General features: G+C 39.1%; 20 protein-coding genes, 1 riboswitch and 1 other annotated feature. Of the genes, 7 read left to right on the top strand and 13 right to left on the bottom strand.

The genetic code is table 11. The annotated features are described in order from the left end of the window. Window positions 1-96 precede the first annotated feature (96 nt). The 3 genes from EEJ45_RS11530 (at window position 97) to brnQ (ending at window position 2,591) form a co-directional block, all read left to right on the top strand. The gene (locus tag EEJ45_RS11530; RefSeq protein WP_124564970.1) at window positions 97-627 is read left to right on the top strand and encodes a GNAT family N-acetyltransferase; all 531 of its coding nucleotides are present in this window, start codon (window positions 97-99) and stop codon (window positions 625-627) included. A 137-nt stretch (window positions 628-764) separates the two neighbouring features. Further along, a complete protein-coding gene (locus EEJ45_RS11525; protein ID WP_124564969.1) occupies window positions 765-935 on the top strand; it encodes an FbpB family small basic protein in 171 nt (56 codons plus the stop codon). Window positions 936-1,004: 69 nt separating this feature from the next. Next, window positions 1,005-1,241, top strand: a binding site (T-box leader). Between the two features lie 42 nt (window positions 1,242-1,283). Beyond that, window positions 1,284-2,591 (top strand): branched-chain amino acid transport system II carrier protein, encoded by a 1,308-nt coding sequence (gene brnQ, locus EEJ45_RS11520; protein WP_124565011.1) that lies wholly within the window; start codon window positions 1,284-1,286, stop codon window positions 2,589-2,591. A 355-nt stretch (window positions 2,592-2,946) separates the two neighbouring features. On the opposite strand, the gene EEJ45_RS11515 is transcribed toward brnQ, so the two are convergent. The 5 genes from EEJ45_RS11515 to EEJ45_RS11495 all read right to left on the bottom strand — a co-directional run bounded on the left by EEJ45_RS11515 (window position 2,947) and on the right by EEJ45_RS11495 (window position 7,476). Continuing rightward, window positions 2,947-3,720 (bottom strand): YhfC family intramembrane metalloprotease, encoded by a 774-nt coding sequence (locus EEJ45_RS11515; RefSeq protein ID WP_124564968.1) that lies wholly within the window; start codon window positions 3,718-3,720, stop codon window positions 2,947-2,949. Beyond that, the gene (locus tag EEJ45_RS11510) at window positions 3,699-4,670 is read right to left on the bottom strand and encodes an alpha/beta hydrolase (protein ID WP_124564967.1); all 972 of its coding nucleotides are present in this window, start codon (window positions 4,668-4,670) and stop codon (window positions 3,699-3,701) included. Before EEJ45_RS11510 ends, EEJ45_RS11515 begins: the two co-directional genes overlap by 22 nt. Continuing rightward, on the bottom strand, window positions 4,663-5,265 hold the full coding sequence (locus tag EEJ45_RS11505; RefSeq protein ID WP_245999886.1) for a helix-turn-helix domain-containing protein: 603 nt from the start codon (window positions 5,263-5,265) through the stop codon (window positions 4,663-4,665). The genes EEJ45_RS11510 and EEJ45_RS11505 overlap by 8 nt, the downstream gene beginning before the upstream one ends. A 257-nt stretch (window positions 5,266-5,522) precedes the next feature. After that, a complete protein-coding gene (locus tag EEJ45_RS11500) occupies window positions 5,523-6,359 on the bottom strand; it encodes a DUF3974 domain-containing protein (protein ID WP_124564965.1) in 837 nt (278 codons plus the stop codon). Between the two features lie 97 nt (window positions 6,360-6,456). Next, on the bottom strand, window positions 6,457-7,476 hold the full coding sequence (locus EEJ45_RS11495) for a toxic anion resistance protein (RefSeq protein WP_380018180.1): 1,020 nt from the start codon (window positions 7,474-7,476) through the stop codon (window positions 6,457-6,459). Between the two features lie 429 nt (window positions 7,477-7,905). Here EEJ45_RS11495 and EEJ45_RS11490 point away from each other — a divergent pair, with 429 nt between their 5' ends. The 3 genes from EEJ45_RS11490 (at window position 7,906) to EEJ45_RS11480 (ending at window position 10,535) form a co-directional block, all read left to right on the top strand. Beyond that, window positions 7,906-8,298, top strand: a complete 393-nt coding sequence (locus EEJ45_RS11490) for a cytidine deaminase (protein ID WP_124564963.1) — start codon at window positions 7,906-7,908, stop codon at window positions 8,296-8,298. Window positions 8,299-8,344: 46 nt separating this feature from the next. Next, the gene (locus EEJ45_RS11485) at window positions 8,345-9,529 is read left to right on the top strand and encodes a NupC/NupG family nucleoside CNT transporter (protein ID WP_124564962.1); all 1,185 of its coding nucleotides are present in this window, start codon (window positions 8,345-8,347) and stop codon (window positions 9,527-9,529) included. A gap of 94 nt (window positions 9,530-9,623) precedes the next feature. Then, window positions 9,624-9,708: riboswitch (cyclic di-GMP riboswitch) on the top strand. A gap of 11 nt (window positions 9,709-9,719) precedes the next feature. Next, window positions 9,720-10,535, top strand: a complete 816-nt coding sequence (locus tag EEJ45_RS11480; protein ID WP_124564961.1) for a GGDEF domain-containing protein — start codon at window positions 9,720-9,722, stop codon at window positions 10,533-10,535. A gap of 295 nt (window positions 10,536-10,830) precedes the next feature. Here the strand turns inward: EEJ45_RS11480 and EEJ45_RS11475 are convergent, their stop codons facing one another. The 6 genes from EEJ45_RS11475 to gatC all read right to left on the bottom strand — a co-directional run bounded on the left by EEJ45_RS11475 (window position 10,831) and on the right by gatC (window position 19,473). Next, the gene (locus EEJ45_RS11475; protein WP_124564960.1) at window positions 10,831-13,188 is read right to left on the bottom strand and encodes a putative bifunctional diguanylate cyclase/phosphodiesterase; all 2,358 of its coding nucleotides are present in this window, start codon (window positions 13,186-13,188) and stop codon (window positions 10,831-10,833) included. 276 nt (window positions 13,189-13,464) lie between these two features. Further along, on the bottom strand, window positions 13,465-14,841 hold the full coding sequence (gene rlmD, locus EEJ45_RS11470; protein ID WP_124564959.1) for a 23S rRNA (uracil(1939)-C(5))-methyltransferase RlmD: 1,377 nt from the start codon (window positions 14,839-14,841) through the stop codon (window positions 13,465-13,467). A gap of 151 nt (window positions 14,842-14,992) precedes the next feature. Continuing rightward, window positions 14,993-15,889 (bottom strand): diacylglycerol kinase, encoded by an 897-nt coding sequence (locus tag EEJ45_RS11465; protein ID WP_124564958.1) that lies wholly within the window; start codon window positions 15,887-15,889, stop codon window positions 14,993-14,995. Between the two features lie 372 nt (window positions 15,890-16,261). Then, window positions 16,262-17,692, bottom strand: coding sequence for an Asp-tRNA(Asn)/Glu-tRNA(Gln) amidotransferase subunit GatB (gene gatB, locus EEJ45_RS11460; protein WP_124564957.1), 1,431 nt, complete (start codon window positions 17,690-17,692; stop codon window positions 16,262-16,264). A gap of 14 nt (window positions 17,693-17,706) precedes the next feature. After that, window positions 17,707-19,167, bottom strand: a complete 1,461-nt coding sequence (gene gatA / locus EEJ45_RS11455) for an Asp-tRNA(Asn)/Glu-tRNA(Gln) amidotransferase subunit GatA (protein WP_124564956.1) — start codon at window positions 19,165-19,167, stop codon at window positions 17,707-17,709. 12 nt (window positions 19,168-19,179) lie between these two features. Continuing rightward, a complete protein-coding gene (gene gatC, locus EEJ45_RS11450; RefSeq protein WP_124564955.1) occupies window positions 19,180-19,473 on the bottom strand; it encodes an Asp-tRNA(Asn)/Glu-tRNA(Gln) amidotransferase subunit GatC in 294 nt (97 codons plus the stop codon). 581 nt (window positions 19,474-20,054) lie between these two features. On the opposite strand from gatC, the gene EEJ45_RS11445 reads away from it, so the two are divergent. After that, window positions 20,055-22,802 (top strand): SH3 domain-containing protein, encoded by a 2,748-nt coding sequence (locus tag EEJ45_RS11445; RefSeq protein WP_164464266.1) that lies wholly within the window; start codon window positions 20,055-20,057, stop codon window positions 22,800-22,802. A 35-nt stretch (window positions 22,803-22,837) separates the two neighbouring features. On the opposite strand, the gene EEJ45_RS11440 is transcribed toward EEJ45_RS11445, so the two are convergent. Both EEJ45_RS11440 and pruA read right to left on the bottom strand, forming a co-directional pair. Further along, a complete protein-coding gene (locus EEJ45_RS11440) occupies window positions 22,838-24,232 on the bottom strand; it encodes an amino acid permease (protein ID WP_164464265.1) in 1,395 nt (464 codons plus the stop codon). A 199-nt stretch (window positions 24,233-24,431) separates the two neighbouring features. Next, complete coding sequence (pruA, locus tag EEJ45_RS11435; protein WP_124564953.1) at window positions 24,432-25,979, bottom strand: L-glutamate gamma-semialdehyde dehydrogenase; 1,548 nt, start codon at window positions 25,977-25,979, stop codon at window positions 24,432-24,434. Window positions 25,980-26,427: the final 448 nt, after the last annotated feature.

The following is a 26,427-nucleotide window of genomic DNA, read 5'->3' as shown; positions in this document are numbered from 1 at the left end:
TATCAGGCTGTAACACCATCTTCATATAGAATATATAACTTGTTTTTACAAAATTTTCATTCTATATTGATAGTATCACAGAAAAGGAGGAAATATATGGACTTTCCTATATTAGAAACCGAACGCTTATATTTACGGCAAATTACAGTTGAAGATGCAACTGCTTTATTTTCTACTTTTTCTCGTAGCGATGTAACACGCTACTATGGGATGGAGCCGTTCACATCCATTGAACAGGCAGAACACATGGTGAAAAGTTTTGCAGAAGGCTTTGAGGCAAAGCGGAGTATGCGCTGGGGTATTTCTTTAAAAGGCGAACCTACATTGCTAGGGACAATTGGGTTAAATAACTGGAATACAACACATAGACGTGCTGAAGTAGGATACGAGCTTCATCCAGACTATTGGAGTAAGGGGTATGTAACAGAAGCGATCCAAGCCATAACGACATATAGTTTTTCTGAACTGCAACTTGTTCGACTCGGCGCCACTGTATTTCCAGAAAATCCGGCTTCCGTACGTGTATTAGAAAAAAACGGATTTGAAAAAGAGGGTATTTTACGAAACTACCTCATGCAAAACGGAACATCTCATGATGTATGGATGCTTGCCAAATTACCATACTGATTCTGTTATTTTAACATGTGAACTTTTTATGAAAACGCTATAAAAATACTATTCAAATATAACAAAATGATGTATTATTCAAATATGCAATATTTTCTGAATTATACAACCGGACTGACTAAAAGGAGTAATGCATCATGTTAAAACGAATAAAAGCACAGCGCAAATCATTTCAACAGCTTGTCCAAGAAAACAAAGCAAACCTATTGCGAGATCGAGAAGCTTTGGAAAAAATTGAGCTTAAAATTGAAAAGCGTTACGAGCGCAATGCAGCATCTGCCATAAAAACGGTTGCATTCACGGATTAATTTTCAGAATTTAAAAAATATATTGACTATCAGATATTAGTGTGTTAACCTTATCAACATATTCAAGTTCAACAGCCAATGATAAGAACGAGTAGCCAAGAATTTTGTTCTCCAGAGAGTCAGCAAATGGTGAAAGCTGATGTACAAAACTTGTGTGAAAATCATCTTTGAGGCGCAAAGCTGAAGGTGTAAGTAGGATTTGCCGGATGTCCTCCGTTACCGGGATCGCGTATGTTTGTACGTTGTTGAGGGCCGTATTCATTTTACGGAACTAGGGTGGTATCGCGAGTTAAGCTCGTCCCTATTATAGGGGCGAGCTTTTTTATTTTATCTTAAGGAGTGTTCATGATGAAAACAAAAGAAATTTTCTTTATCGGTCTTACGCTATTTTCGATGTTCTTTGGCGCCGGCAATTTAATTTTCCCGCCCTTTTTAGGAATGGAAGCGGGAACTTCCTTTGTACCTGCTATGCTAGGATTTATCGTAACTGGCGTTGGTTTACCCTTTCTCGTATTAGCCGCTGTTTTGTTAGTAAAAGGCGGCGCGCAAGAGTTAGCAGGACGTGTCCACCCATTATTCGGTACAATTTTCATTGCGATTATCTACTTATCTATCGGTCCATTTCTGGCAATTCCTCGAAATGCGAACGTAGCATTTGAGATGAGTGTAAAGCCTTTTACAGGGACTTCTTCTACCGTAACATTGTTTATATTCACTCTTGTATTTTTCTCACTTGTGTATGCAGTTAGCTTAAATCCATCAAAAATGGTAAATTACATGGGGCGCTTTATCACACCAACTTTGCTTGTAGCAATCGGCGTTCTATGTGTTGTTGCATTAAGTCATTTAGATGGGGCGCTTTCCGCACCAACCGAGAAGTATGAAACAGGTGCTTTCTTTAAAGGGTTTATTGAAGGCTATGCCACGATGGATGCCCTGGCTGCATTGGCATTTGGTATTGTCATCTTATCTGCTATTCACAGTCAAGGTGTAACAGAAAAAAGGGCTGTGATGAAATATACGTTAGCATCTGGACTCGTAGCAGGTGCAGCACTTGCTTTTGTATATGTAGCAATTGGATTCACTGGTGCAAAAATGGGTTCAGAAGGTTCATTTGAAAACGGCACTGCTATTTTGGCAGATACAGCAAGCATGTTCTTAGGATCTAGCGGGACAGTATTGCTTGGGATTATCTTCACATTAGCATGCTTTACAACTTGTGTAGGCTTGACTACTGCATGTGGTCATTATTTTGAACAACTTTCGCCAAAGCTGACTTATAAATTTATTGTCACAGCGGTCACACTTGTAAGCTTATTGGTTGCGAATATGGGATTGAACCAAATCATTTCTGTATCTGTTCCATTCTTGGTAACAGCGTATCCTCTCACCATCGTATTAGTTGTTTTGTCATTTATGACCAAGAAGCGTAAAGTGTATGCAGGCGCGATGCTATTGACAGGGCTCGTTGCGTTATGTGACGGCTTAAAAGCATTCGGTGTTTCCTTATCAGGATTACAACCCGTATTCGATGCATTACCATTCTCTTCTCTAGGACTTAGCTGGGTTGTTCCAGCCGTATGCGGCGCTTGTATGGGCTTAATTTGGGATCAAACGAAACCAACTCATACGCCGCCGGTCTCCAAGGCTGCTTAATAACAGGCCCTGTTCAAATTCGTTGTTCATTTCCGTTACAGGAATACGGTCGGCAAATGCCTATTATCAAAATGTGGCTAGGACAAAATTCAACAATAAATTGAAAAAAGTGAAATCGGCGGAGCGATTTCACTTTTTTATTTGTAAAAGCTAGTTATGTCCCAGCCTCACAATACTATATAAGTCGACATGTTTTTTTCGAAATATAAACAACAAGAAAATCACGGCTCCAGGACGCCTCGCTACATGTGTATATGCTTACTTGACACGCGTATCTCTTAGGCACTGACCGCAACCATACATTGCCCGTTCTTCTTTCCCACCCAAAAAAGAATGTCGGTTTTTCTAGTTGTACTTATATATTAAATAAAGATTTACTTCTTTTTATGAAAATATAAGAACATATCGCTACTATCCATAAAAATACTTCTACAACCATGAGAGATAAACCGATTGTTCGATGCAAGAACACGACATAATCAACAAGGGTATGCAGAAATATGGCTAACATAACATAACTGAATTTCTTCTCTTTCACTGCATATAAAACTAAGATGGAAAGAGCAATCTGAAGGACAAGTGCTGCGATACGCTCCGCACCACCCATAATCCCTGAAACAAAGGTTAAATCTAGCAAAGAATCTTTTATTCCTTGTAAAGCTTCTGGTGGAAGCTGGCCAAACGCGGTTTCTAATTTCCCTGTATTGAGCAGCTGCGCATATACAATACTTTGAATTGCTGTTATGCCGCCAATGATAATAGCTTCAATTCCTCCATGTCCCAGACCAAAGGCAAGACCATCTTTTCGGTCTCGATACACTTTTAACAGATAGGTAAATGCGATAAACCTTCCAACTTCTTCAAACACACCTGCCATCAGCGATCCATACAAGGTAAACCAATAAGGATGTTCCGTAATTTTTGCTGTGGTTTCATTAACATGCAGCACATAAGCATTCAATGCGCCTTCAAGAATTAATACAAACCCTATAAAAATAGCTGCCCCCACCAACACCGGACGAAATGAGATTTTATATTTCTTTTTCATAAACACGTACACAAAGATGGGAATAAGGATTGATATCATACATTGTACAACGAGACCTGCTATTGCTGATTGACTAACCATTCGCTCTTCGCCTCCTTATAGCGCAACAGCCAATTTTCTAGTACCTTTAGAAACGTCCCATCGATTGGCTGATTTACTTGCTCTTTATACACTTTCATCAAATTCAAACCATCTATTTCTCCATCCCATGTTTTTAAGATATGCGTCATATTTGGAATGATATGTGTCTCTACTGCTCCTTGTACAAGCTTCTCTACCTTCAACACCCCTTCAATAGGAGCCTGTAAATCTTTAGAGCCGCTTATAACAAGCGTTGGACATGTGACACTTGCTAAATCTGCACATATATCATAGGAATAATGCTCACGTAGCCATTTCGCAGGCAGCTTTTTTCCCATCATTTTAATTGTATCTTCTGTAGAATTCAGCACTTTTTCATCAAACGCTGCATTTTGCTTTTTCGCTTTTTCCACTGCTTTTAATGTTCGAAACAACCAGCCTTTAAATCCTTTTTGTGCCTGCATAGCTACGAATGCGCTCTCGCGTTGCTGATCAATAGCTTCTTTTAATGACATCGCACCGCCACCTACCATGATGAGTCCACTCACAGGCTCCTTTATCTGTAAAGCCGTTCCAAGAATACAACCTTCACTATGACCAAAAATAATAATACGGTTAGGATCAACTTGCGGATGCGTTTTTAAAAAGCGCAAGCAAGCTGCTGCATCATCAACCATATCCCACATACCGCACGCATAGGCATCTCCTCCGCTCTCATGCATCCCTCTTTTATCATAGCGCAGTGTAACAAAGCCTTGCTTGGTAAAAAAGTGAGCCAAATCTTTATATAAATTCATATCTAATCCGCCTTTGTTTCCATCGCGGTCGCTGCCACCCGTACCCGGAATTAACAAAATAGCGGGAGATTGTACGTCTTCCGTTGCTGGGAAGGTTAAAGTTGCTCCTAATTCATAAGCGCTTAAAATCTTTATGTTCTCTTCTCTAATCATGACTTTTCTCCTTTCCTATCAATACCTCTGGAACAACAATCGTTGTAACAAACCTTCTTCTCCTCTCACCCTCTGGTTTGTGTTTCATAGCCTCCTGATATAGCTTGGCGACACTTTTCATTAGCTCCAAATATTCTTTGTCATCTAAATACAGCTCCACTTGGCGCATTGTGACACCGTCCTTGACTAAGTCAATTTCATCTTGATCCAAGTACCGGCCAAACTGATCAATTAGATTGCCGACAAATCTCATAAATACGCCCATTTGTTCTTCACGCGAACTATTTTGAAATTCTTCCGCTGAAAGGCCCACCTCTCCGCCTACCAATTCATACACTTTTTCAATAGTTCCTCGCACCTGATTTGTTGCGGCGACTTCTAGCACACCGCCTTTTACAAGCTTATTTAAATTACGATACAGTGTAGCCTGCGGAACGTCCTTTAGCTTTTCTTGTATCTCCTGCACGGTTAACTTTTGTCCTCCGATAAAGGTCTGTACGATTCTCATGCGAACCGGATGTATAATTAATTTTGCTTTTTCATCCAAACCAATCACCTTGCTTTCTACACCATCATGTATATGTGTCTGTATCAAAAATATTATCATTATCGATAATGATAATATTAAAAGAAAAAAATGTCAATACCATGATTACATGTAACTCGTATTTCCATCTTCATATGACAAACGCTCGCTTTTTATCCTACATGCATTTAGGGGCTGTTGAATCCGCCCCTAAATAAGTACAACTGGTTTCATATGAAAATGAGAGAGCACCTCACTAAAACCTTACTCAGCACAGACAAGACTGCAACCATATATCATCCGTTCTTTTGGTCATCTAAAACAAGTTAGTTTTTAAAAAACTTTTCTTTTGTCGCCTGCATCTTCACCTGCAAAGCACTGTCCAAGTTTTTATACATCATGCTTTCCTCTGTAAGAAACTCATCATAGAACTTTTGTAAATAAGAGGTTAGTTCTTCTTCTTTAGGCGGACGCTGTGATGGAGGAAGCTGTGTAATAATCTCCAACATCTCAGGCAAATCCTTCATTATAAAAGATTCGTATTTGTGTTGCTGTTCGTAAAGACGGCGTGTTCGATAATATGGTATATTTCGTAAAACAGCTGTTACCACCACTTGAATGGTTTCACGGAGCTCTGCATGAACAGTGCGGCTTGCATTTTGAATATATTTGAGCGTTTCCCCGTATTCTTCATGAAAATACAATGTGTAAAAAGACATGTCTAATGTTTGGTCAGCTTGTTGATATGCCTGCTCCATGTATTCGCGAATTTTCACTGCCGTAAAATCAATGTCTTCTTTTGCAAAGTTCTTTTTTTGTTTAATTTTTATATGCAGACGCTTTTGCTCGTGTCTTGGTAAAGCATCTAAAATAAATCCTTTTGTACTATGATCTGTCGCACAAAACAGTACACTCAGGGCCTCTATATCACTTCTGCCCTCTTCGCGCAGCCAGCGTCTAAAGGAAGCATGATGCGTGAAATCCTGTAAAAACGGAATAGATTTATGCGAAAGCTTTTCCATAGAATCTACCGCACGTTTATAAGGCTGTTTCCAAGAAACATACAAACGCCTTCCCGCTATTACAACGACTGCCCCTGTACCTAACAGCAGCACTGCCCCAATGCCAAGAATCGTTAAAATGATAGATATAATCGTGTCCATCTTACACCTCACTTTTTCTTTCACACATACACGCTGTACATATGGTTTTCCTCTGCACGAACATACCGCACGCCTGCTCTTCTTTCCTACCTAAATTCTACTTCCGCTTATATTCAATCAGCTTCTTCTTCATCTCATCATTAAAGGTATCTAATTCTTTAACAAATGTTTTGCTTGATTGAATAATACGTTCTGTAGACTCTTCTGAAGCTTTAATTGCGGCGAACACGTTCTGAAACGATTCGCGTAGTTTATCCATACCAATTGCCGGATTCTCAAGTAATCGAGTTGTTTCTTCTGTATTTTGCTTAAGTGCACGTGAATTACTTAATATCATGGTTTCAATCGCTTCATTTGTTGCGTTTACCGCATCAATACTTTTACGCTGATTGTTGAGCGCTAATTGAATAGAAGCTGAAACAGTTACAACATTTTGTGTCATCGTAATTGCATTTCGTATCGCTTCAATAAGCTTTTCATTATTTTTCTTAATGATATCCACGGAAGCAATAGATTGCAGTAAGACACTTTTCGCTTGTTGCATGTTGCGGGTTCGCACCAAGATTTTTTCAAGCGCATCATTAATAAGGGGGACATCTTTTTGACGATCTGGCTTTTGTCTCTCTACTTCTAGCATCTCCGCCAATTTGCGTCCTAAATATACCTGTTTATCTAGATTGTGAATTTTATTCAGCGACTGCTCTTTAAGCATCTGCAGGCCAACGCTGTCTTCTTGTAGATTGTCACGACCAACAAGAAGTGATTTAATAATGACTTCAATTTGCTTATCAATGGACTGATATTTATGCATATATGCTTCCATCGGATTTTTACGCATCATTTTATGAACCATCCGTTTGAGACCAGAAGCTTGTACTGTGTTCGGATCTAGTTGTGACACAACCTTGCGTAGTTCAAGGAGAGTCGCAGGAATTTCATCATTTTTTCCATTCATCATGGCAGCTACCGGTTGTTTTAAGGCCGTTAGCGTGTCACCCGCTTCACGCTGTTCTTTATCGCCAAGAGCGGCAAGCTGTGTGAGAACATTTGATATATCAGCATTTCTCTCTGTATTTAATTGCTCAACATATGAATCTGCTTCTTTGTTAAGGCGCATTAGCTCCTCTTCTTTAATAATAATATCTGCAATAGGCTCCACATGCTCCTGTGGTGACGGAGACAATAATTCTTTTTGTATATTTTCCAAAGTCATCACTCCCTCTATATTCATTCTAGACCAACTTGTTCATATATACTACTGCTGCAGACACAAATACGACTTAAGTCCTATATCTTCTTACATTTTGTCAGAAAACTAAACATGTATTACTTCTATTTCTCTATAACACACCCCTTCACTGAAATTGTATTTTATTCAGACAATATAAAACCAATGAAAACGTTATCAGTTTTTTGTTGACTTGTGTCGAATTTTCGGATATATTCAATATTGTCAGAAGTCATACATCATACAAATCATTACATTTCACTTATAAGATTATTCTACAATCTGACAACTATCTTTAGAAGATTGGGAGGCTAGCAAATGGATGTTCAAAAGCTTATTGCCAAAGCAATTGAAGCACGTAATCATGCTTATGTTCCGTACTCTAAATTTAAAGTAGGTGCAGCCGTATTAACAAAAAATAATACGATCTTTCTCGGCTGTAACGTGGAAAATGCTTCATATGGCTTAACAAATTGTGCTGAACGAACAGCTTTATTTAAAGCGGTTTCTGAAGGCGAAACTGAGATTTCGGCAATTGCGGTTGTCGGCGATACAGAGGGGCCTATCTCACCATGCGGTGCGTGCCGTCAAGTTATTGCAGAGTTTGGCGAAGATCATACTCCTGTTATCCTTGCCAATTTAAAAGGCGACTACAAAGTAACATCTGTACAAGAGTTGTTACCAGGTGGCTTTTCTTCTAAAGACTTGTAATCTATGTAACTCGTAATTTATTATTATTATTTTCATGGAGGCAGCAATGAAATATTTAATCGCCCTTTTAGGATTAGTTGTTGTTTTGGGTTTAGCTTGGTTAGTAAGCTCCGACAGAAAGAACATTAAATTTAAACCTATTGCTATTATGATTGTTGTTCAATTGGTTCTTTCTTATGTATTACTAAACACAAAGTTTGGTCTTGTTTTAATTAAAGGTATTGCCGGCGTATTTGAAAAGTTGCTTGAATATGCGAATGAAGGTATTAATTTCGTATTCGGTGGTCTTGTAAACGAAGGTCAGATGTCTTTCTTCTTAGGTGTTCTTTTACCAATCGTATTTATCTCTGTTCTAATCGGTATTTTTCAATACTTTAAAATTCTTCCATTCATTATGAAGTTGATTGGTTTACTTCTAAGCAAAATCAATGGAATGGGAAAATTAGAATCATACAATGCAGTAGCATCTGCTATGGTGGGACAATCTGAAGTATTTATTACTGTAAAAAAACAATTAGATATGCTTCCTTCTCACCGCTTGTACACATTATGTGCATCCGCAATGTCAACAGTTTCTATGTCCATTGTAGGTGCATACATGACGATGATTGAGCCAAAGTATGTTGTAACAGCTATTGTTATTAACCTATTCGGCGGTTTTATTATCGCATCAATTATTAATCCTTACACAGTTACAGAAGAAGAAGATATTCTTGAAATTCAAGAAGAGGAAGAAAAACAAACCTTCTTTGAAATGATTGGCGAATATATCATGGACGGCTTTAAAGTTGCGATTATCGTAGGTGCAATGCTACTTGGTTTCGTTGCTTTAATGGCTGCCATCAATAACGTATTTGATATGATATTCGGTATCTCATTCCAACAAATTCTTGGCTATATCTTTGCACCATTTGCTTTCATCATGGGTGTTCCTGCTTCTGAAGTAGTAACAGCAGGTGGTATTATGGCAACTAAACTTGTAACAAACGAGTTTGTGGCTATGATTGATCTTGGTAAGGTAGCAAATGATTTGAGTGCTCGTACGCTTGGAATTATCTCTGTCTTCCTTGTATCCTTCGCAAACTTCTCTTCCATCGGCATCATCGCTGGTGCGGTTAAAGGATTGAGCGAAAAGCAAGGAAATACAGTTGCACGATTCGGCTTACGTCTTCTATACGGAGCAACACTTGTAAGCGTTTTGTCTGCTGTAATTGTCAGCTTTATCCTATAAAAAAACTTGCGCAATTGCGCAAGTTTTTTTTTATATTTTTCATTTTCATTGAAATGAATATCTCGATTTAGTAATATTAAGTTACAAAATCATCCTACGAAAAGGGCAAACCTGTTGAAAGATAGGGACGCAAAACCTATGGTCTAAGGCGGAAACGCTATGATAGCTTGGTTGTCGAAAGGAAGTTGCAATGAATAAGAAAATACTATTATTCTTAATCCCTATTACTGTTCTCTCGCCTCTGTTTTTATATTCGTTATTTCCCTATAATGCAATTTGGTCTCTTATGATTTTACCCGGTATTTTACTTATTGCTGCTTTTCCGAGTTGGAGGGTAGCGGTGTTAGTTGCCTTTTTCCTCAGCGCTGTAAAATATTCATTTGCTTTTATATCGCAGGATATGTCTCGAGATATGCTCATTGAATTTATGGTTGGAACGATTACGAACCACTCCGTTCTATTCACCGTTGCTTATTGTAAAATTCAATACAACCGGGCGTTACGTGAAACAAGAGAACTAACATTGGTAGACCAGTTAACGGGTGTATACAATCGCAGATATTTTGATTTTTATATGGAAAAAACCATTACGCTCAGTAATAAAACCGGCATCCCACTTCACATCATTCTCCTCGATATCGATTATTTTAAAGCAGTGAATGATACATATGGCCATTCAGCCGGAGACAATATTTTAAAGCAGGTCGCAGGCATCATACAAGATAATATTAGAGCTTCGGATGGCTTGGTTCGTATAGGAGGAGAAGAGTTTGTTGTGTTAGTTCCGGAAACTACAACAAAGGAATGCCTACAGATTGCAGAACGAATTCGAACAGCAGTTTCTAATGCCCATTTTACACATAGAGGTAAACATATCCCTATTACAATCAGTGCAGGTGTCGCAAAATATGCTCGTAGCTCTGCTGCACACTTCATTCATCAAGCTGATCAAGCTTTATACCAAGCCAAAGCACAAGGACGCAATCAAGTAGTCGTTGCACAGTGAGTTACTCTTGAAGTAACGAAAGGAATACTAAACAAGTACGCAGAAAGTAAATTTATATAAGTACAACTCGACATGCTTTTTGGGTAGGAAAGGAGAACGGGCAAGGTAGGGTCCAGTCAGTGCCTAAGAGCTACGCGTTTCAAGTAAGAACATACACACATAGCACGGCGTTCTAGAGCTGTGATTTTCTTGCTATTTATCTGTCGAAAAAAACATGTAGACTTATATAGTAGTAAAAACCAATAAGAGACTTTAACAAAAACAAATAACAAAAGCACGGACCTCCGTGCTTTTATTACGATGCTTTTTGTAAAAAGAGCTGTATTTCGTCTATAGGTAATGGTTTACTAAAATAATATCCTTGCACTTGGTGACATTGCAGATTGATTAAGCATTCCAATTGCTCCTGCGTTTCAACCCCTTCTGCTACTACATCAAATTGCAATAAGTTCGCCATAGAAATAATCATAGCAACAATTGCTTTGCTGTTCTCATCACTTGTTACATCACGAACAAATGATTGATCAATTTTCATGCAGTTTAGAGGTAAAGACTTCAAATAACTTAATGAACTGAACCCAGTACCAAAGTCATCCATGCTAATACGAATGCCCATGTCTTTCAATACTTGTAACTTTTCAATTGCTTGGTTTGTATTTTCCATAAACAAGCTTTCTGTGATTTCGATTTCTAATAAGTTAGGATTAACCCATGTTTGTTCTAATAACTCTTGGATAAATAATACAATATCTTCTTGGCAAATATGACGAGTGGATAAATTAAAGGCAATACGTGGCGGCACAACACCCTCTTGTTCAAATCGGATAATTTGACGACAAACTTCCTTCATTACCCACCGTTCCAGCGCTACAATAAGACCTGTTTCTTCAGCTATCGAAATAAACTTTCCGGGCGGCACCATACCGAGACTAGGATGCTTCCAGCGTACCAATGCTTCTAAACCAATCACTTCATTTGATAATGCATGTAGTTTAGGCTGATAATGCAATGTGAGTTCTCCAAGGCTGATTGCTCTTCGCAAATCATTTTCCAACGTTAACTGCATTTCTGTATTTTCACGGATGGTTGCATTATAAATTTGGAAGGTATTACGACCTTTCTTTTTCGCATGGTACATAGCTGCATCGGCATACTTCATCACTATAGATGCCGCACCCGCATGCTTTGGATACATCGCTATGCCGATACTGGCCGTTACATAGCACTCTTTACCCGCTACATAAAATGGCTCTTTCATGGAATCAATAATGTCTTGTGCTAACTGACATAATAATTCTTCTTCTAGCCCTTCTTGTATCAATACTGTAAATTCATCTCCGGCAATACGTGAAAATACATGCTTACCTTGTAAAAGCTTAGCTATACGTCCGGCAAAAGCTTGAATAATTTGATCGCCAAATGAGTGTCCGAACAAATCGTTCAATTTTTTAAAGCTATCCATGTCAATAAACATGATGGCATATGGCGCTGTACTTTCCTCTAAGTTTCGTAGCTTATTGAGAAAAGAACGGCGATTAGGAAGCAGTGTTAGTTCGTCCTGATAAGCATATCGTTGAAAGGTCGCCTCTACCTTTTTGGCTTCCGTTACGTCTTTTATAATGCCATATACCCCTGTCGTTTTACCTTCTACCACTATAGGAATTGTCGTAACCATTACATCTAATTTGTATGTATTCTGCCTTTCAATCTGAAGTTCTTTATGATGAGCACCACCTTCTATTGTACTCTTAAACAGCTGTTCAAATTGCCGCTTTACTTCTCCGAACATAAAATCCCCAAAGTGATTACCTATAATCTGCTGTTTAGGTCGCCTCGTAAATTGTTCAAAAGCTTCGTTCACTTGTTCAAATATACCATCTCTACTTAATACAAATACAGGCTCTGGATGGTTATCAAACAACAATTGCTGATTATTTTGATTATCTGTAATCCGTGTCTCTTGCTCCCTCACAGTTTCTTCTCTCATTAAGTCAGGAACAAGATTCAATAAAAATACAAACACAATCTGTATGTAATAAGGTATAAAGCTTGTTTCCCGCAAACCTAGAAATGAATCTTCAGTTTCTATAATTGCTAAAAATGTCACATACGGAATACCAGCCATGACAATACCACCTAATAGTGAACCTAGCACTTTCCAAATATATATTTTTTTTAACGATTCAGAGCGCCCTAATTCAATTAAATAGCGAAGTCCGGCATAAATATAGGCTAATGTTAGTGTGAATGCCATCATCAATTGCAATAGCTTAACATCTACAAACGTTTCATATACAAATAAAGAGGTAATATAATGACTTACAAACATATATGTGGATACAGCAAGAACAGCCATAAGAAATCGAACATGAGTTAAAAATATACTGTAGGCCAAATGTAAAACGACCCATACCATCAACCCGCCCATGACTAAGCTACTGACAAAATACGTGATAGGATTTACAGAAAGAGGCAATCCGAACGATAATACGGTTAATATATGAATGCACCAAAAAAGGAGGGTTAATAACACAGGCCCCCATATCGCTTTATATTTTTCTCGTTTGCTTTCATAATTCATTCGTAACGTAATAATGACAAAACAACTTGTAATAGAAAGCAAATAAACACCTAACATGTATAACCCAGTCATTTTCTTACTCCTTCTTTACACGTTCACATTGCAAATATGATAAATTTACATAAGAAGATTCTATTATAAAAACCGTATTTTTGTATATAATAATTTTAAAAATAAAATAATTTATGTTTATACAAAAAAGAGGCCAGGACATAACTGAATCATATAACTCTAATGCCAAACACTATAAAGGAAAAATCCGAACTAAATCGAATTCTGGGTAGAGAATTCTGGGTAATAGTTCGGATTTTTCTTTGGCTGAAAACCTTTTGTTACAGCCTCTTTTCCTTATACACTTTCTAAAACTGCTACCGCTTCACAATGCATCGTTTGCGGGAACATATCAACAGGTTGAATCTCTCGCGTCTTAAAGCCGCCATCCTCTAAGATACGTAAATCACGAGCAAGTGTGGCAGGATTACAAGACACGTATACAACGCGTTTTGGCTTCATATCAATAATGGTCGCCAACAGCGAGTCGTCACAGCCTTTACGCGGCGGGTCAACGACCATTACATCGGCGCGGATACCCTGCTTATACCAATTAGGAATTACTGTTTCTGCTTCTCCTACCGCAAATTCTACATTTGTCATGCCATTCAGTGCAGCGTTACGTTTTGCATCTTCAATTGCTTCCGGAACAATTTCAACACCGTACACCTTTTTGGCTTTTTGCGCTAAGAAAAGGGAAATAGTTCCAATTCCACAATACGCATCGATTACCTCTTCTTGCCCACTAAGTGCAGCATACTCCAGTGCCTTATCGTATAATACCTTTGTTTGTATTGGATTGACTTGATAAAAGGAGCGGGCTGAAATTGCAAATTTAATATCACCGATACAATCATAAATATATTCTGAGCCGTACAATATTTTTGTTACATCGCCAAAAATAACATTCGTACGCTTTGTATTTACGTTCTGCACGATGGATTTCACATTTGGAAATTGTGCGACAATCTCATCGATGATTTGCTGTTGCTGCGGCAAATCTTCCGTACGCGTCACAAACACCAGCATAATTTCACCGGTCACTTGTCCATAGCGTGCCATCACATGTCGCAATGTTCCCTTATGTTGCTCCTCTCGATATGCCTGTACGCCGTATTTCTCGCAAATGGCTTTTACTGCTTGAATTAACACATCGTTTGCTTCAATTTGAATTAAGCATTTTTCCATGTTAATAATCTCATGTGTTCCTTGACGATAAAAACCAGCGACCAACCCGCCTTCTCTATCACCAATCGGTACCTGCGCCTTATTCCGATATTCCCATGGCTTTTCCATGCCTAACACTGGATGGATCAGTACGTCTTCCAAGCCGCCAATACGACGCATCACATCACGTACTTGCTTTTCTTTTGCTTTTAGCTGACCTTCGTAGCTCAAATGCTGAAGTTGACAGCCACCGCACTGCTTATACACAGCACAAGGCGCTTCTTGACGATAGGGGCTTTTCTTATGCAGCTCAATCAAGCGGCCAAACGCAAAATTCTTTTTTACCTTAATAATCTTGATTGTTGCATGCTCTTCTGGCAGCGCCTGTGCTACAAAAATCGGATAGCCATTCACCTTTGCCACACCAGCACCATCATGTGTTAAATCCTCAAAAATTACATCTATATATTCATTCTTCCCAACAGGGGGTGTCATTTTTACGCTCATCTCTCGACCTCTTTTTTTGAATTGCCTGCGTATCATTGTATCATATTTCTCCTTCCTTTATCCATTCATGATTGCTGGTGCACTGTTCCACTCTGATTTAACAAAGCCTGACAATAAAAAATAAACGAAGGTCTATGCCTTCGTTTACACATTACTCTACTCTTGTTTTTGGAACAAACAGCTCCAAATAATGATACATATTTTCAAATTCCATAGGTGCATCTCCGCCGTACTCACCATCAAGATTAATCATCAGCTTCTCAGGTGTTGTAACCTTGATGCGGTTCGCCTGTGTATATAAGATACGTGGATTGTTGATATGTTCTCCTCGCAACGCTTGTGATGCAGCTTTAATTAAGTCCGCCACAGAACCCTTTTTTAATACAAGCAAATCAAATAAGCCATCATTAATAGACGCATATGGTGCTACCTTTTCAAATCCACCTACGGATGTTGTATTCGTAATCAAAAAAAGCGTAATCTCTTCCTGCAGAAGCTTGCCGTCGTACTCAATTTCGACATAGGTAGGATGCAGGGACGGCAACATCTCAATGCCTTTCAAGTAATAGGCAAGTTGCCCTAGAACAGTTTTCAGCTTACTTGGCACCTCAAATGTCAGCTCAGTAATACGACCGCCACCTGCAATATTAATGAAGTATTTATCCCCCGCTCTACCGATATCAAGCGGTACGGAATGTCCCTCACAAATAATATCAACAGCCTCTTCAATGGTACGCGGTACACCGATTGCACGGGCAAAATCATTGGTTGTACCGACCGGAATAATACCAAATTTCGGACGATGCTCTTGTCCTACTAACCCATTCACTACTTCATTTAATGTACCATCTCCACCTGCTGCAATGACTACATCAAAACCGCGCTGCGCCGCTATCGCTGCAGCCCTTGTAGCATCTCCTTCACAGGTTGTCGCATGACAAGATGTTTCATATCCAGATTTTTCTAATTTCTCAAGTACTTCTGGTAAATTCTTTTTAAAGATCTCGCGTCCAGAAGTTGGGTTATATATAATTCTTGCTCGTTTCATATCCTATCCATCCTCAACAGTAGATAAAATTTCTTTGTATTCTATGTACACCATCATATATTTTACCATTTTTATGAACAAACAGCCAACACAAGCATAAGAATGCTATCGCACAATTTGGTGAACGCTTATGCTCATCTGTATAGTATAAGTAAACAAACGTTTGTTTAAACACCTACCTCTATGAAAAACGCTGTTACAATTCATTTTTTCTAACTATTAACACGGAGCTAAACAGAAAAGAGGCGCCCCCAAGCGATAAGGACACCTCTTTTACAACGATATATTATTTTCTGTAAAGCTGATTGGGCACTTCTCTGAGAACATAAGCTCTGATAAAAAAGAAGGCTTTATTCCTATTTACAAATTACCTTATCGCTTAATTATCTCTTCTAATAAAAGCTTGTTCACAAGAGGCGGGTTTGCTTGTCCCTTTGTAAGCTTCATAATTTGACCTACCAAAAAGCCAATCGCTTTTTCTTTTCCATTCTTGTAGTCCTCAATGGATTGCGGATTTTTATCCAGCACTTCTGTAATCATTGCTCGCAGTGTACCTTCATCCGAAATTTGAACAAGTCCTTTTGCTTTAATAATTGCTTCTGGCTCTCCACCTTTTTCAACTAGCTCCGCAAATACTTGCTTGGCGATCTTTGAGGAGATTGTGCCTTTTTCAATTAAAGTGATTAAATCGGCTAAGCTTGCTGGAGTCAGCGCGATATATTTGAGCTCTTTTTGCTGCTTATTCAGGTAAGCTGACACCTCTCCCATCAGCCAGTTGGAAGCAAGCTTTGCATCCGCTCCACCTGCAACTGTCGCTTCAAAAAAATCCGCCATTTCTTTTGTCGCTGTTAGCACGCCAGCATCATAACTTGGCAATCCCCATTCTTCCACATAACGCTTTTGACGCGCATCTGGAAGTTCAGGAATCTCAGCTCGAACACGTTCTTTCCATGCATCGTCGATATATAATTCAACCAAATCCGGCTCTGGGAAGTAACGATAATCATCGGAACCTTCCTTCACACGCATTAAAATAGTTGTTTTGGTTGCTTCATCGTAACGACGTGTCTCCTGCTCGATAACACCGCCGGCACGTAAAATTTGCTCCTGGCGTTTTTCTTCATATTCTAATCCTTTTTGTACAAAGGCGAAGGAGTTTAGGTTTTTCAATTCTGTTTTTGTACCAAATTTCTCTTGTCCAACTGGGCGCAATGAGATGTTAGCATCACAGCGCAGCGAGCCCTCTTCCATCTTACAGTCAGAAACCCCTGTATATTGAATGATGGATTTTAACTTTTCTAAGTATGCATACGCTTCTTGCGGGGTGCGAATATCCGGTTCAGAAACAATCTCTACAAGAGGTGTTCCTTGTCTATTGAAATCAACAAGTGAATAGCCGTCACCCGTATGTGTAAGCTTGCCCGCATCCTCTTCTAGATGAATACGTGTAATACCGATTCGCTTTTTGACACCATCGACTTCGATATCAATCCAGCCGTTTTCGCCAATTGGCTTATCGTATTGAGAAATTTGATACGCCTTTGGGTTATCTGGATAGAAATAGTTTTTACGGTCAAACTTTGTCTCTGTTGCAACCTCACAATTTAGAGCAATAGCCGCTTTCATCGCAAATTCAACAGCTTCTTTATTTAAAACAGGCAGCACACCCGGATAACCCAACTCAATTACACTTGTTTGCGTGTTTGGTGGTGCTCCAAATGCATTCGGGCTGGCGGAAAAGATTTTTGATTTTGTTTTTAATTCCACGTGTACTTCTAAACCAATGATTGTTTCAAAGTTCATTATCTTTTCCCTCCTTACAATTGTGGCCTTTTTTTATGATGTTCTGTTGCTTGTTCGAACGCATGGGCCGTACGATATACTGTTGCCTCATCAAAATGCTTACCGATAATTTGTAAGCCAAGTGGCATACCATTCGCACCGAACCCACAAGGTACAGAAATAGCAGGAACACCAGCAAGGTTTACCGGGATAGTTAAAATATCATTTGCATACATGGTTAATGGATCATTTACCTTTTCCCCTATCTTAAAAGCAGGTGTTGGTGTTGTCGGTCCGATAATAACATCATAGTTTGCAAATACATTCTCAAAGTCTTGCTTAATTAACGTACGTACTTGTTGTGCTTTTTTATAATATGCGTCGTAATATCCTGAGCTTAAGGCGAAAGTGCCTAGCATAATACGGCGCTTTACTTCATCTCCAAATCCTTCGCTACGCGTTTGCTTATACAATTCAATCAGGCTAGAGGCATTATCAGAGCGCATGCCATAACGAACCCCGTCAAAGCGTGCTAAGTTTGCAGATGCCTCTGAAGAAGATAGCAAATAATACGTTGCCAGTGCATACTTCGAATGCGGAAGTGATACTTCCTCCCAAGTAGCGCCAAGTCCTTCTAACACTTGCAATGCTTGTAAAACAGATTGACGTACTTCCTCACTAACACCTTCGCCTAAGTACTCCTTCGGAACAGCAATGCGCAATCCCTTTACATCTCCTGTTAAAGCAGCCACATAGTCTGCTGTTGCTACATTTGCGGATGTAGCATCCATCTCATCGTGACCGGAAATAGCTTGTAACAAATATGCGTTATCTTCTACGCTTTTTGTGATAGGGCCAATTTGGTCTAATGAAGAAGCAAACGCTACAAGACCGAAGCGGGAAATACGACCATACGTTGGTTTTAAGCCGACAACACCACAATAAGCGGCAGGCTGGCGAATCGATCCACCTGTATCAGAACCAAGAGAAAATAACACTTCACCCGCAGCTACTGCGGCAGCAGAGCCACCACTGGAGCCACCTGGTACGTATTCAATGTTCCAAGGATTTTTCGTCGGATGAAAACCAGAGTTTTCATTTGATGAGCCCATTGCAAACTCGTCCATATTCAACTTTCCAATTATTACAGTTTCCGCCCTATGCAGCTTTTGCACAACTGTCGCATCATAAATTGGATCAAAATTTGCTAGTATCTTGCTAGCGCAGGTTGTACGAAGCCCCTTCGTAACAATATTGTCCTTTAGACCGATTGGTAAACCAAACAGGAGGCCTGTTTCTTCTCCACTATTTAGTTTCTGATCGAGCTCGTTTGCTTTTTTGCGCGCGCCTTCTTCATCAAGCGTAAGGAATGCTCGGACCTTCTGCTCAACTGCTGCGATTCTTTTATACGATTCTTCTACTAAATCTGTAACAGAGATTTCTCTATCTTGCAACTTCTTATGTAATTGCGATACAGAATGCTCAAACAAAGCCATCTATGTTTCCCCCTATTCTAAAATTGCCGGGACTCGTATTTGATTCTCTTTATGGTCCGGAGCATTTTTCAGTACATCTTCAACAGGTAAACCTGGTTTTGCAATGTCTTCACGCATCACATTTTTCATTTCTAACACATGCGATGTTGGCTTTACGTTTGTTGTATCCAACTCGTTTAATTGCTCAGCAAATGTAATGATTGCATCCAATTGCACTGAAAACTTTTTCGCTTCCTCTTCCGTAATAGCCAATCGAGCCAAATGTGCTACATGCTTTACGTTTTCGACCGAAATTCTTGACGTCATTCAGACACCTCCATTTAAAGTGTATAGCTTGCAAACTATCTTTGTCTTCATATGATACTGATAATACCAAATTTTTAAAGCGACAAGCAACCGGTGTCTTCTTCAAAATACTACTTTCTTCTATAAAATATAGTCTCTTAGCTGACATGTTGAAATAAAAGCGCTAGAACGACTCACTGACTGTATATTGCTACACTCCATACGGGCCCCTCATCTAAAAAAGAAGCTCGTTTTGTCTTAATTTATAAGACTCTCTTAAAGTTTGTTGTTACTTTCCGCGGGCATTCAGAGAACATGCGCTATGCGTCTTACTCCCATTAACCAGCACCCATTAACAATATTAAGCTGTGACACAGCCTAATGTAAAAGAAGATTTTACAAGTTTTTTTAATTTTATATACATTTTTTATAAAAATACACAATTAATCTTTATATTTTATTATAATGTATTATATAAATATTAATAAAAATGGTTTTATAGATAAGAATCACGAACCAATTGTTATTTTTATCCTAAATTCACTTACTTAAATTACATACGTATGACAGTTTATATAATTCATATAAAAGGGAGATTAGATATGAACTATTTACACAAAGCCACCGTTTTAGGAACAATCGCCGTACTTAACTTGTCACTATTTGCTCCCAACGCATTTGCTGAACAAGAACAATCCTCACCAAATGGAACAGTAGAGGCAAGCAACTTATATATACGCTCTGAGCCTTCTACAAAAGGAAAGATACTCGGAAGTCTAAAAAAAGGACAAGCCGTTGTCATAACAAAACAACAAAATGGCTGGGGAACCATCTTATTTAATGGTAAAGAAGCTTACATATCAATGGAATATATTAAACTGATTGCACCAAAGGAACATCCATCAACAGCGTCTCGTGAAACAGCTACTGTTACTACTGACAAGCTTAATGTCAGAGCTTCCGCTTCTACTTCTGCCAAGGTGCTCGGCAAGTTGAATAAGGGGCAAACTGTTTCTGTTATTTCCAAACAAGGCGCTTGGGCAAAAATTTCTTTTAACGGCACAGACGCTTTCGTTTCTACTGAGTTTTTACGTTTTGCGACTAAACCAGCCCCGACTCCAACTCCTGCTCCAAGTGCGCCTGAGTCTGCTACCGTTACTGCTGACAAGCTTAATGTTAGAGCTTCCGCTTCTGCTTCTGCCAAGGTGCTCGGCAAGTTGAATAAGGGGCAAACTGTTTCTGTTATTTCCAAACAAGGCGCTTGGGCAAAAATTTCTTTTAACGGCACAGACGCTTTCGTTTCTACTGAGTTTTTACGTTTTGCGACTAAACCAGCTCCGACTCCAACTCCTGCTCCAAGTGCGCCTGAGTCTGCTACTGTTACTGCTGACAAGCTTAATGTTAGAGCTTCCGCTTCTACTTCTGCCAAGGTGCTCGGCAAGTTGAATAAGGGGCAAACTGTTTCTGTTATTTCCAAACAAGGCGCTTGGGCAAAAATTTCTTTTAACGGCACAGACGCTTTCGTTTCTACTGAGTTTTTACGTTTTGCGACTAGTGATGCCCCATCACCTAAGACAGAACCAGCAACTGTTATAGCTACTCTATTAGACGTGTATGCTACAGCTTCTTCTCAAGCGGAGATTTTAGATAAAATCAAAAAAGGAAGCACAGTTGCTGTTATTAGTCAGGAGAAAACCTGGACAAAAATCTGGTTGAACGGACGCGAAGCATTCGTATTCACGAAGTATTTACAGTTCAAAGATACACCTGCAACAGGGACTGTAAAAAAACAAATTACAGTCCCACAAACCACAGTATACGATCAGGCTACTTATACAGGAAAGTCGCTCGGTGTTGTAAAACAGAACAGCGAAGTACAAGTTGTTTCAGAGGATAAGGATTGGTTAACCATTCTATTTAACGGAAAAGAAGCGTTTATCCCTGCTCTTTCAGTACAGCCTTTACAAGAAGAAGAAACATCTGTTACAACAGCTACTTTAAATGTTAGATCTACACCTTCTACAAACGGTGCCATTGTAGGAAAAATAAATCAAGGTCAATCCGTTACAATCGTAAGCAAAGAAAATGGCTGGGGAAAGATTGCGTTTAATGGTACATATGCTTATATTTCTTTAGGGTATGTTAAAACAGAAAAAAGCACAGCTTCATATTCTATCGTTACCGGCTCTTACAGCATGCTGCAAGCAAATCAACAAGAAGCTATAAAAACCTTTGCTTCTTTGAAAGTAGACGGCTATGTTACACGAAACGGAAAAGTTATTGATATGAAACAAGGGTTTGTACGTACCAATAAAGTTGCTAATATATATGACTTAGAAACTCACAAACAAGTAACATATGTTGCGCCCAATACAGATTTAAAGTTTATTAAAGTAGATGGCTCCCGTATTCATGTGTCTTTTGATGGTAAACACGGATACGTATTTGCACAAGATGTAGAACTACATCCTAATTTGCTAAAAATGAAAACATCTTTTTATACAGTAAAGGCCGGCAACATTTTTTATAATTCCTACCAGGCCGCTACCGACAGCTACTATGTCTTAAATGAAGGCTATGCACCTACACATTTAAAAGATGGCGTACAGTATACAGCTTTTGATCGGACTTTAATTGGCGGAAAGGATAGCTATCAATACTTTGCATATTTGCCTTTGCGCGTACCATCATCCTATACAGCAGCTGAACTAGATGCGTTTATTCGTGCCAGTCGACCTGATAGCCCATTAATTGGGACAGGTATCTATTTTATTGAAGCTGCTAACAAATATAATATGAATGCAGCTTATCTGCTTTCACATGCCATTGTAGAGTCTGCATGGGGAACAAGCCGGATTGCGAGAGAAAAGAATAATTTATTCGGATTTAAAGCGGTAGACTCCAATCCTTATGAAGGCGCCGCATCATTTGCAACGCTACAAGAGGGCATCGACTATTGTGCGGGATATATTCATAGAAACTATTTAACACCCGATGCAAAATTCTATAATGGTGCGTTTCTTGGAGATAAAGCTCGAGGCATGAATGTATTATATGCAAGCGACAGCAACTGGTCCCGAAATATTTCATCCGTTATGCATCGCTTGGATAAAATGTATAGCAACCGTAATTATAAAACATATCAGCTCGGTAAAGTTTCTGCTGGCGTTACCATGCTTGAAAATTTAGCTGGTAAAAGAGCAAGTGTAACAAGTAAAGAGATTACGGTAGCTATTAAAGGAACAGTTCAAACCTCACAAGGTCTATACTATGAGGTATTCTCCGATTCTACTACGTACAACAGTTTATTTATTCATGAAAGCAATTTAACAAAGATTAATACCTATTAAAAAGGAGCCCTTTAGCACATGCTAAAGGGCTCCTTTTATCCAGCTTTTTTATTCAAACTATTTGATTTAATCCGTGATTGTCCGTACATATAATACGAAATTGCACCTAGAAGCAGCCAAAATGCCAGGTAGAGCCATGTAAGCTGGTTTAGCTTTAACATTAAAAAGACGCTACAAATTACCACAAGCACAGGTAAATACGGAACAAACGGAGCTGTAAAACCGCGCTGCAAGGTTGTATGTGTTCGACGCAGCATGATGACTGCAATTGCTACCATAATAAATGTTAATAAGGCAATCATGTTTACCAGATCTGATAATGCCTTTAAATCTACAAAGCCACCTAACACAGCTGCAAGTAAACCAAGCAACCATGTTGAAAACACAGGTGTATTTGTTTTAGCATCCATGCGAGCAAACGTTTGTGGCAATAGTTTGTCACGACTCATCGCAAACAACATGCGCACACCCGCGTACAAATACGCAAGGATAACGGTTGTAATACCGGCTAATGCTCCAACCGACAAAATACCTGCTACCATATCTTGTCCAACGGCATGCAACGCAAATGCCATCGCATCTGATACATCCAACTGCTCAAATGGCACCATGCCAGTTAAAATAAGAGAAACGACAACATATAAAATCGTACAAACGACCAAAGAACCAATAATCCCAATTGGCAAGTCGCGCTTCGGATTTTTCACTTCTTCTGCTGCCGCAGCTACCGCGTCAAAGCCTAAAAATGCGAAAAATACAGCTGCAGCACCGCCAATAACCCCTTCCACACCAAATGGCATAAATGGTGTCCAGTTATCCGGTTTCACATAAAATATGCCCACCACAATAAACAAAGCAATGATGATGATTTTAATCATAACCATCATATTGGTAATTCGTTTGCTTTCCTTTGCTCCTTGTGTTAACACCCATGTTAATAACAAGACAATTACAACGGCGGGTATATTGACAAATCCGCCCTGCATCGGATCCGTATGCCATACTTTAGGGATTTCTAACCCAAAACCACTCAATAGTGATACAAAATAAGCAGACCACCCATTAGCTACTGCGGCTACAGCCAATATATACATAAGCATTTGTGCCCAGCCGATTAAGAACGCTACAAGCTCTCCGACAGTAAGATATGAATAAATATATACCCCACCTGAAGTCGGTAAAGCAGATGCAAGCTCGGCATAGCAAAACGCTACAAATGTACATATAATCGCAGCTAGTACAAAAGAAAAAATAACAGACGGTCCGGCGTAGTTTGCCGCAATCATGCCTGTTAATACTAAAATCCCTATTCCAACAATCGCGCCAATTCCAAGGAGAACGAGATCGAATGCTCCTAACGTTTTTTCTAGACCTTTATCGCGATTTCCCATAATCTCTTGTATCGATTTCTTATGGAAGAATTGATTCACAGATGCTCCTCCTTACAATATTGTCAAAACTTCTGCACAATTTAGTATTTTAGCATATTTATTTCAAATTGTGCACCCTTAATGTTGTACAATTTTGTTGTTTTCTCTATTTTCTTCCCCTACATCTAAACAAAAAAGGAAGAGCTATATATCGCCCTTCCTTTTTACTTCAATTGTAGTACTCTATCGACCTTTTTTATTAAAGTGTTTCAGATGTTGTTTTTGCTTGCATGTGAAGAAGCAAATAGTCAGGACCGCCTGCTTTAGAGTCAGTACCGGACATGTTGAAGCCACCGAATGGTTGGTATCCAACGATCGCGCCTGTGCAACCACGGTTGAAATATAGGTTACCTACGTGGAAGTCTTCACGAGCTTTTTCAATATTTGCACGGTTGTTGGAGATTACCGCTCCTGTTAAACCAAACTCTGTGTTATTGGCGATGTCGATTGCATGATCGAAATCTTTTGCCTTGCAGAACGCTACAACCGGTCCAAAGATTTCTTCTTTCATCAAACGAGCATCTTCAGCTACATCAGCGAAGATTGTAGGTTGAATGAACCAACCTTTGGAATCATCCCCCTCGCCGCCTGTCATGAGCTTACCTTCTTCTTTACCAATTTGGATGTAGCTCATGATTTTATCGAACGCACCTTGGTCATTTACAGGACCCATGTATGTGCCTTGTTCAGCCGGGTTGCCAAGTGTCAATTCTTTTGTCAATTCTACTGCTCTTTCAAGTACTGTATCATATACATCTTCTACGATAACCGCACGAGAGCAAGCAGAGCATTTTTGACCAGAAAAGCCGAATGCGGATGCAACGATAGATTGCGCTGCTAATTCAAGGTCTGCTTCTTTATCTACTACAATTGTGTCTTTACCGCCCATTTCTGCGATAACACGCTTTAACCAAATTTGACCCGGATTTACTTTAGCCGCACGCTCATAAATACGAATACCAACTTCTTTTGAACCTGTGAAGCTGATAAAGCGTGTGCGAGGGTGATCAACCAAATAATCTCCCACTTCAGAACCACTGCCCGGTACAAAGTTTACAACACCTGCAGGAAGACCTGCTTCTTCTAATACTTCAATGAATTTCGCAGCAACAACAGGCGTTGTGCTCGCAGGTTTTAATAGAACCGTGTTACCGGATACCACTGCGGCAGTTGTCATACCTGCCATGATTGCGAACGGGAAGTTCCAAGGAGAAATGATAACGCCTACTCCTAGTGGAATATATGAGAAACGGTTATATTCAATTGGACGGCTTTCAACTGGAATACCGTCTTTTAATTTTAGCATTTGACGACCATAGTACTCTAAGAAGTCGATTGCCTCTGCAGTATCTGCATCCGCTTCTCTCCAAGGCTTTCCTGCTTCTTTCGTTAGAATTGCGGAGAACTCATGCTTTCTACGACGGATAATTGCAGCTGCGCGGAACAAGATGTCAGCGCGCATTTCTGGCTTTGTTTTTCTCCAAGTTTGGAACGTTGTATCAGCAATTTGCATCGCCTTTTCTGCAAGCTCACGGTTTGCTTTTGATACGCGACCGATAACTTCTTCTTTATTTGCAGGGTTCACGGATACAATTTTATCTTCTGTTGTAATACGTTCTCCCCCGATGATTAGTGGATAATCTTGTCCAAGATAAGATTCTACCTTCTTTAAACCTTCTTCAAATGCAAGTTTATTGGCCTCTACCGTAAAGTCTGTAAAAGGCTCATGCTTGTAAGCTACTACCATAATCAATGCCTCCCTTTTTATATGAAAAGCGTTTACATCACACTCTCTATTCTACATGATTATTATGATTAGTTCAAACTTTCTTGAAACATTATTTTTTGTATAAAGTGTATAATTTTACAACGAAATGATATGTGCACGTTTTCATAAAAGCACTAAAAAACTTCTGATGGGCTTCACTTGAAAAAGCTTGTATACATTCTATAAAATACCTTTATCCTCATTGCTCTCTAACTTTTATAAAAATACATCCCCTTACATACTTAATGTAAAGAAACGGATAAACACTTAATTTTATACATATTTTTATACATGCAACATTTTCTTAAAATATTTTTAAGGCTCTCATCACTATCTTTATACCCTAGAAATCATTCATCCATTTACAAGTACCCTAACGATGCAAGATTCTTTCAAGATATTCGTGCCTGTATGTAGAATTGTAAAT

It is taken from the genome of Ectobacillus antri, from assembly GCF_003852715.1.
In the GTDB taxonomy this organism is placed as follows: Bacteria; Bacillota; Bacilli; order Bacillales; family Bacillaceae_G; genus Ectobacillus; species Ectobacillus antri.
The sequence above is the reverse complement of the archived record's forward strand: the minus strand, read 5'-3'. Positions and strand labels throughout refer to the sequence as shown.

Bases quoted from the DNA above. Each gene is read 5' to 3' on its own strand.
- EEJ45_RS11530 (WP_124564970.1), top strand. From the start codon at position 97: ATGGACTTTCCTATATTAGAAACCGAACGCTTATATTTACGGCAAATT.
- EEJ45_RS11525 (WP_124564969.1), top strand. From the start codon at position 765: ATGTTAAAACGAATAAAAGCACAGCGCAAATCATTTCAACAGCTTGTC.
- brnQ (WP_124565011.1), top strand. From the start codon at position 1,284: ATGAAAACAAAAGAAATTTTCTTTATCGGTCTTACGCTATTTTCGATG.
- EEJ45_RS11515 (WP_124564968.1), bottom strand. From the start codon at position 3,720: ATGGTTAGTCAATCAGCAATAGCAGGTCTCGTTGTACAATGTATGATA.
- EEJ45_RS11510 (WP_124564967.1), bottom strand. From the start codon at position 4,670: ATGATTAGAGAAGAGAACATAAAGATTTTAAGCGCTTATGAATTAGGA.
- EEJ45_RS11500 (WP_124564965.1), bottom strand. From the start codon at position 6,359: ATGGACACGATTATATCTATCATTTTAACGATTCTTGGCATTGGGGCA.
- EEJ45_RS11495 (WP_380018180.1), bottom strand. From the start codon at position 7,476: ATGCGCCTTAACAAAGAAGCAGATTCATATGTTGAGCAATTAAATACA.
- EEJ45_RS11490 (WP_124564963.1), top strand. From the start codon at position 7,906: ATGGATGTTCAAAAGCTTATTGCCAAAGCAATTGAAGCACGTAATCAT.
- EEJ45_RS11485 (WP_124564962.1), top strand. From the start codon at position 8,345: ATGAAATATTTAATCGCCCTTTTAGGATTAGTTGTTGTTTTGGGTTTA.
- EEJ45_RS11480 (WP_124564961.1), top strand. From the start codon at position 9,720: ATGAATAAGAAAATACTATTATTCTTAATCCCTATTACTGTTCTCTCG.
- EEJ45_RS11475 (WP_124564960.1), bottom strand. From the start codon at position 13,188: ATGACTGGGTTATACATGTTAGGTGTTTATTTGCTTTCTATTACAAGT.
- rlmD (WP_124564959.1), bottom strand. From the start codon at position 14,841: ATGAGCGTAAAAATGACACCCCCTGTTGGGAAGAATGAATATATAGAT.
- EEJ45_RS11465 (WP_124564958.1), bottom strand. From the start codon at position 15,889: ATGAAACGAGCAAGAATTATATATAACCCAACTTCTGGACGCGAGATC.
- gatB (WP_124564957.1), bottom strand. From the start codon at position 17,692: ATGAACTTTGAAACAATCATTGGTTTAGAAGTACACGTGGAATTAAAA.
- gatA (WP_124564956.1), bottom strand. From the start codon at position 19,167: ATGGCTTTGTTTGAGCATTCTGTATCGCAATTACATAAGAAGTTGCAA.
- gatC (WP_124564955.1), bottom strand. From the start codon at position 19,473: ATGACGTCAAGAATTTCGGTCGAAAACGTAAAGCATGTAGCACATTTG.
- EEJ45_RS11445 (WP_164464266.1), top strand. From the start codon at position 20,055: ATGAACTATTTACACAAAGCCACCGTTTTAGGAACAATCGCCGTACTT.
- pruA (WP_124564953.1), bottom strand. From the start codon at position 25,979: ATGGTAGTAGCTTACAAGCATGAGCCTTTTACAGACTTTACGGTAGAG.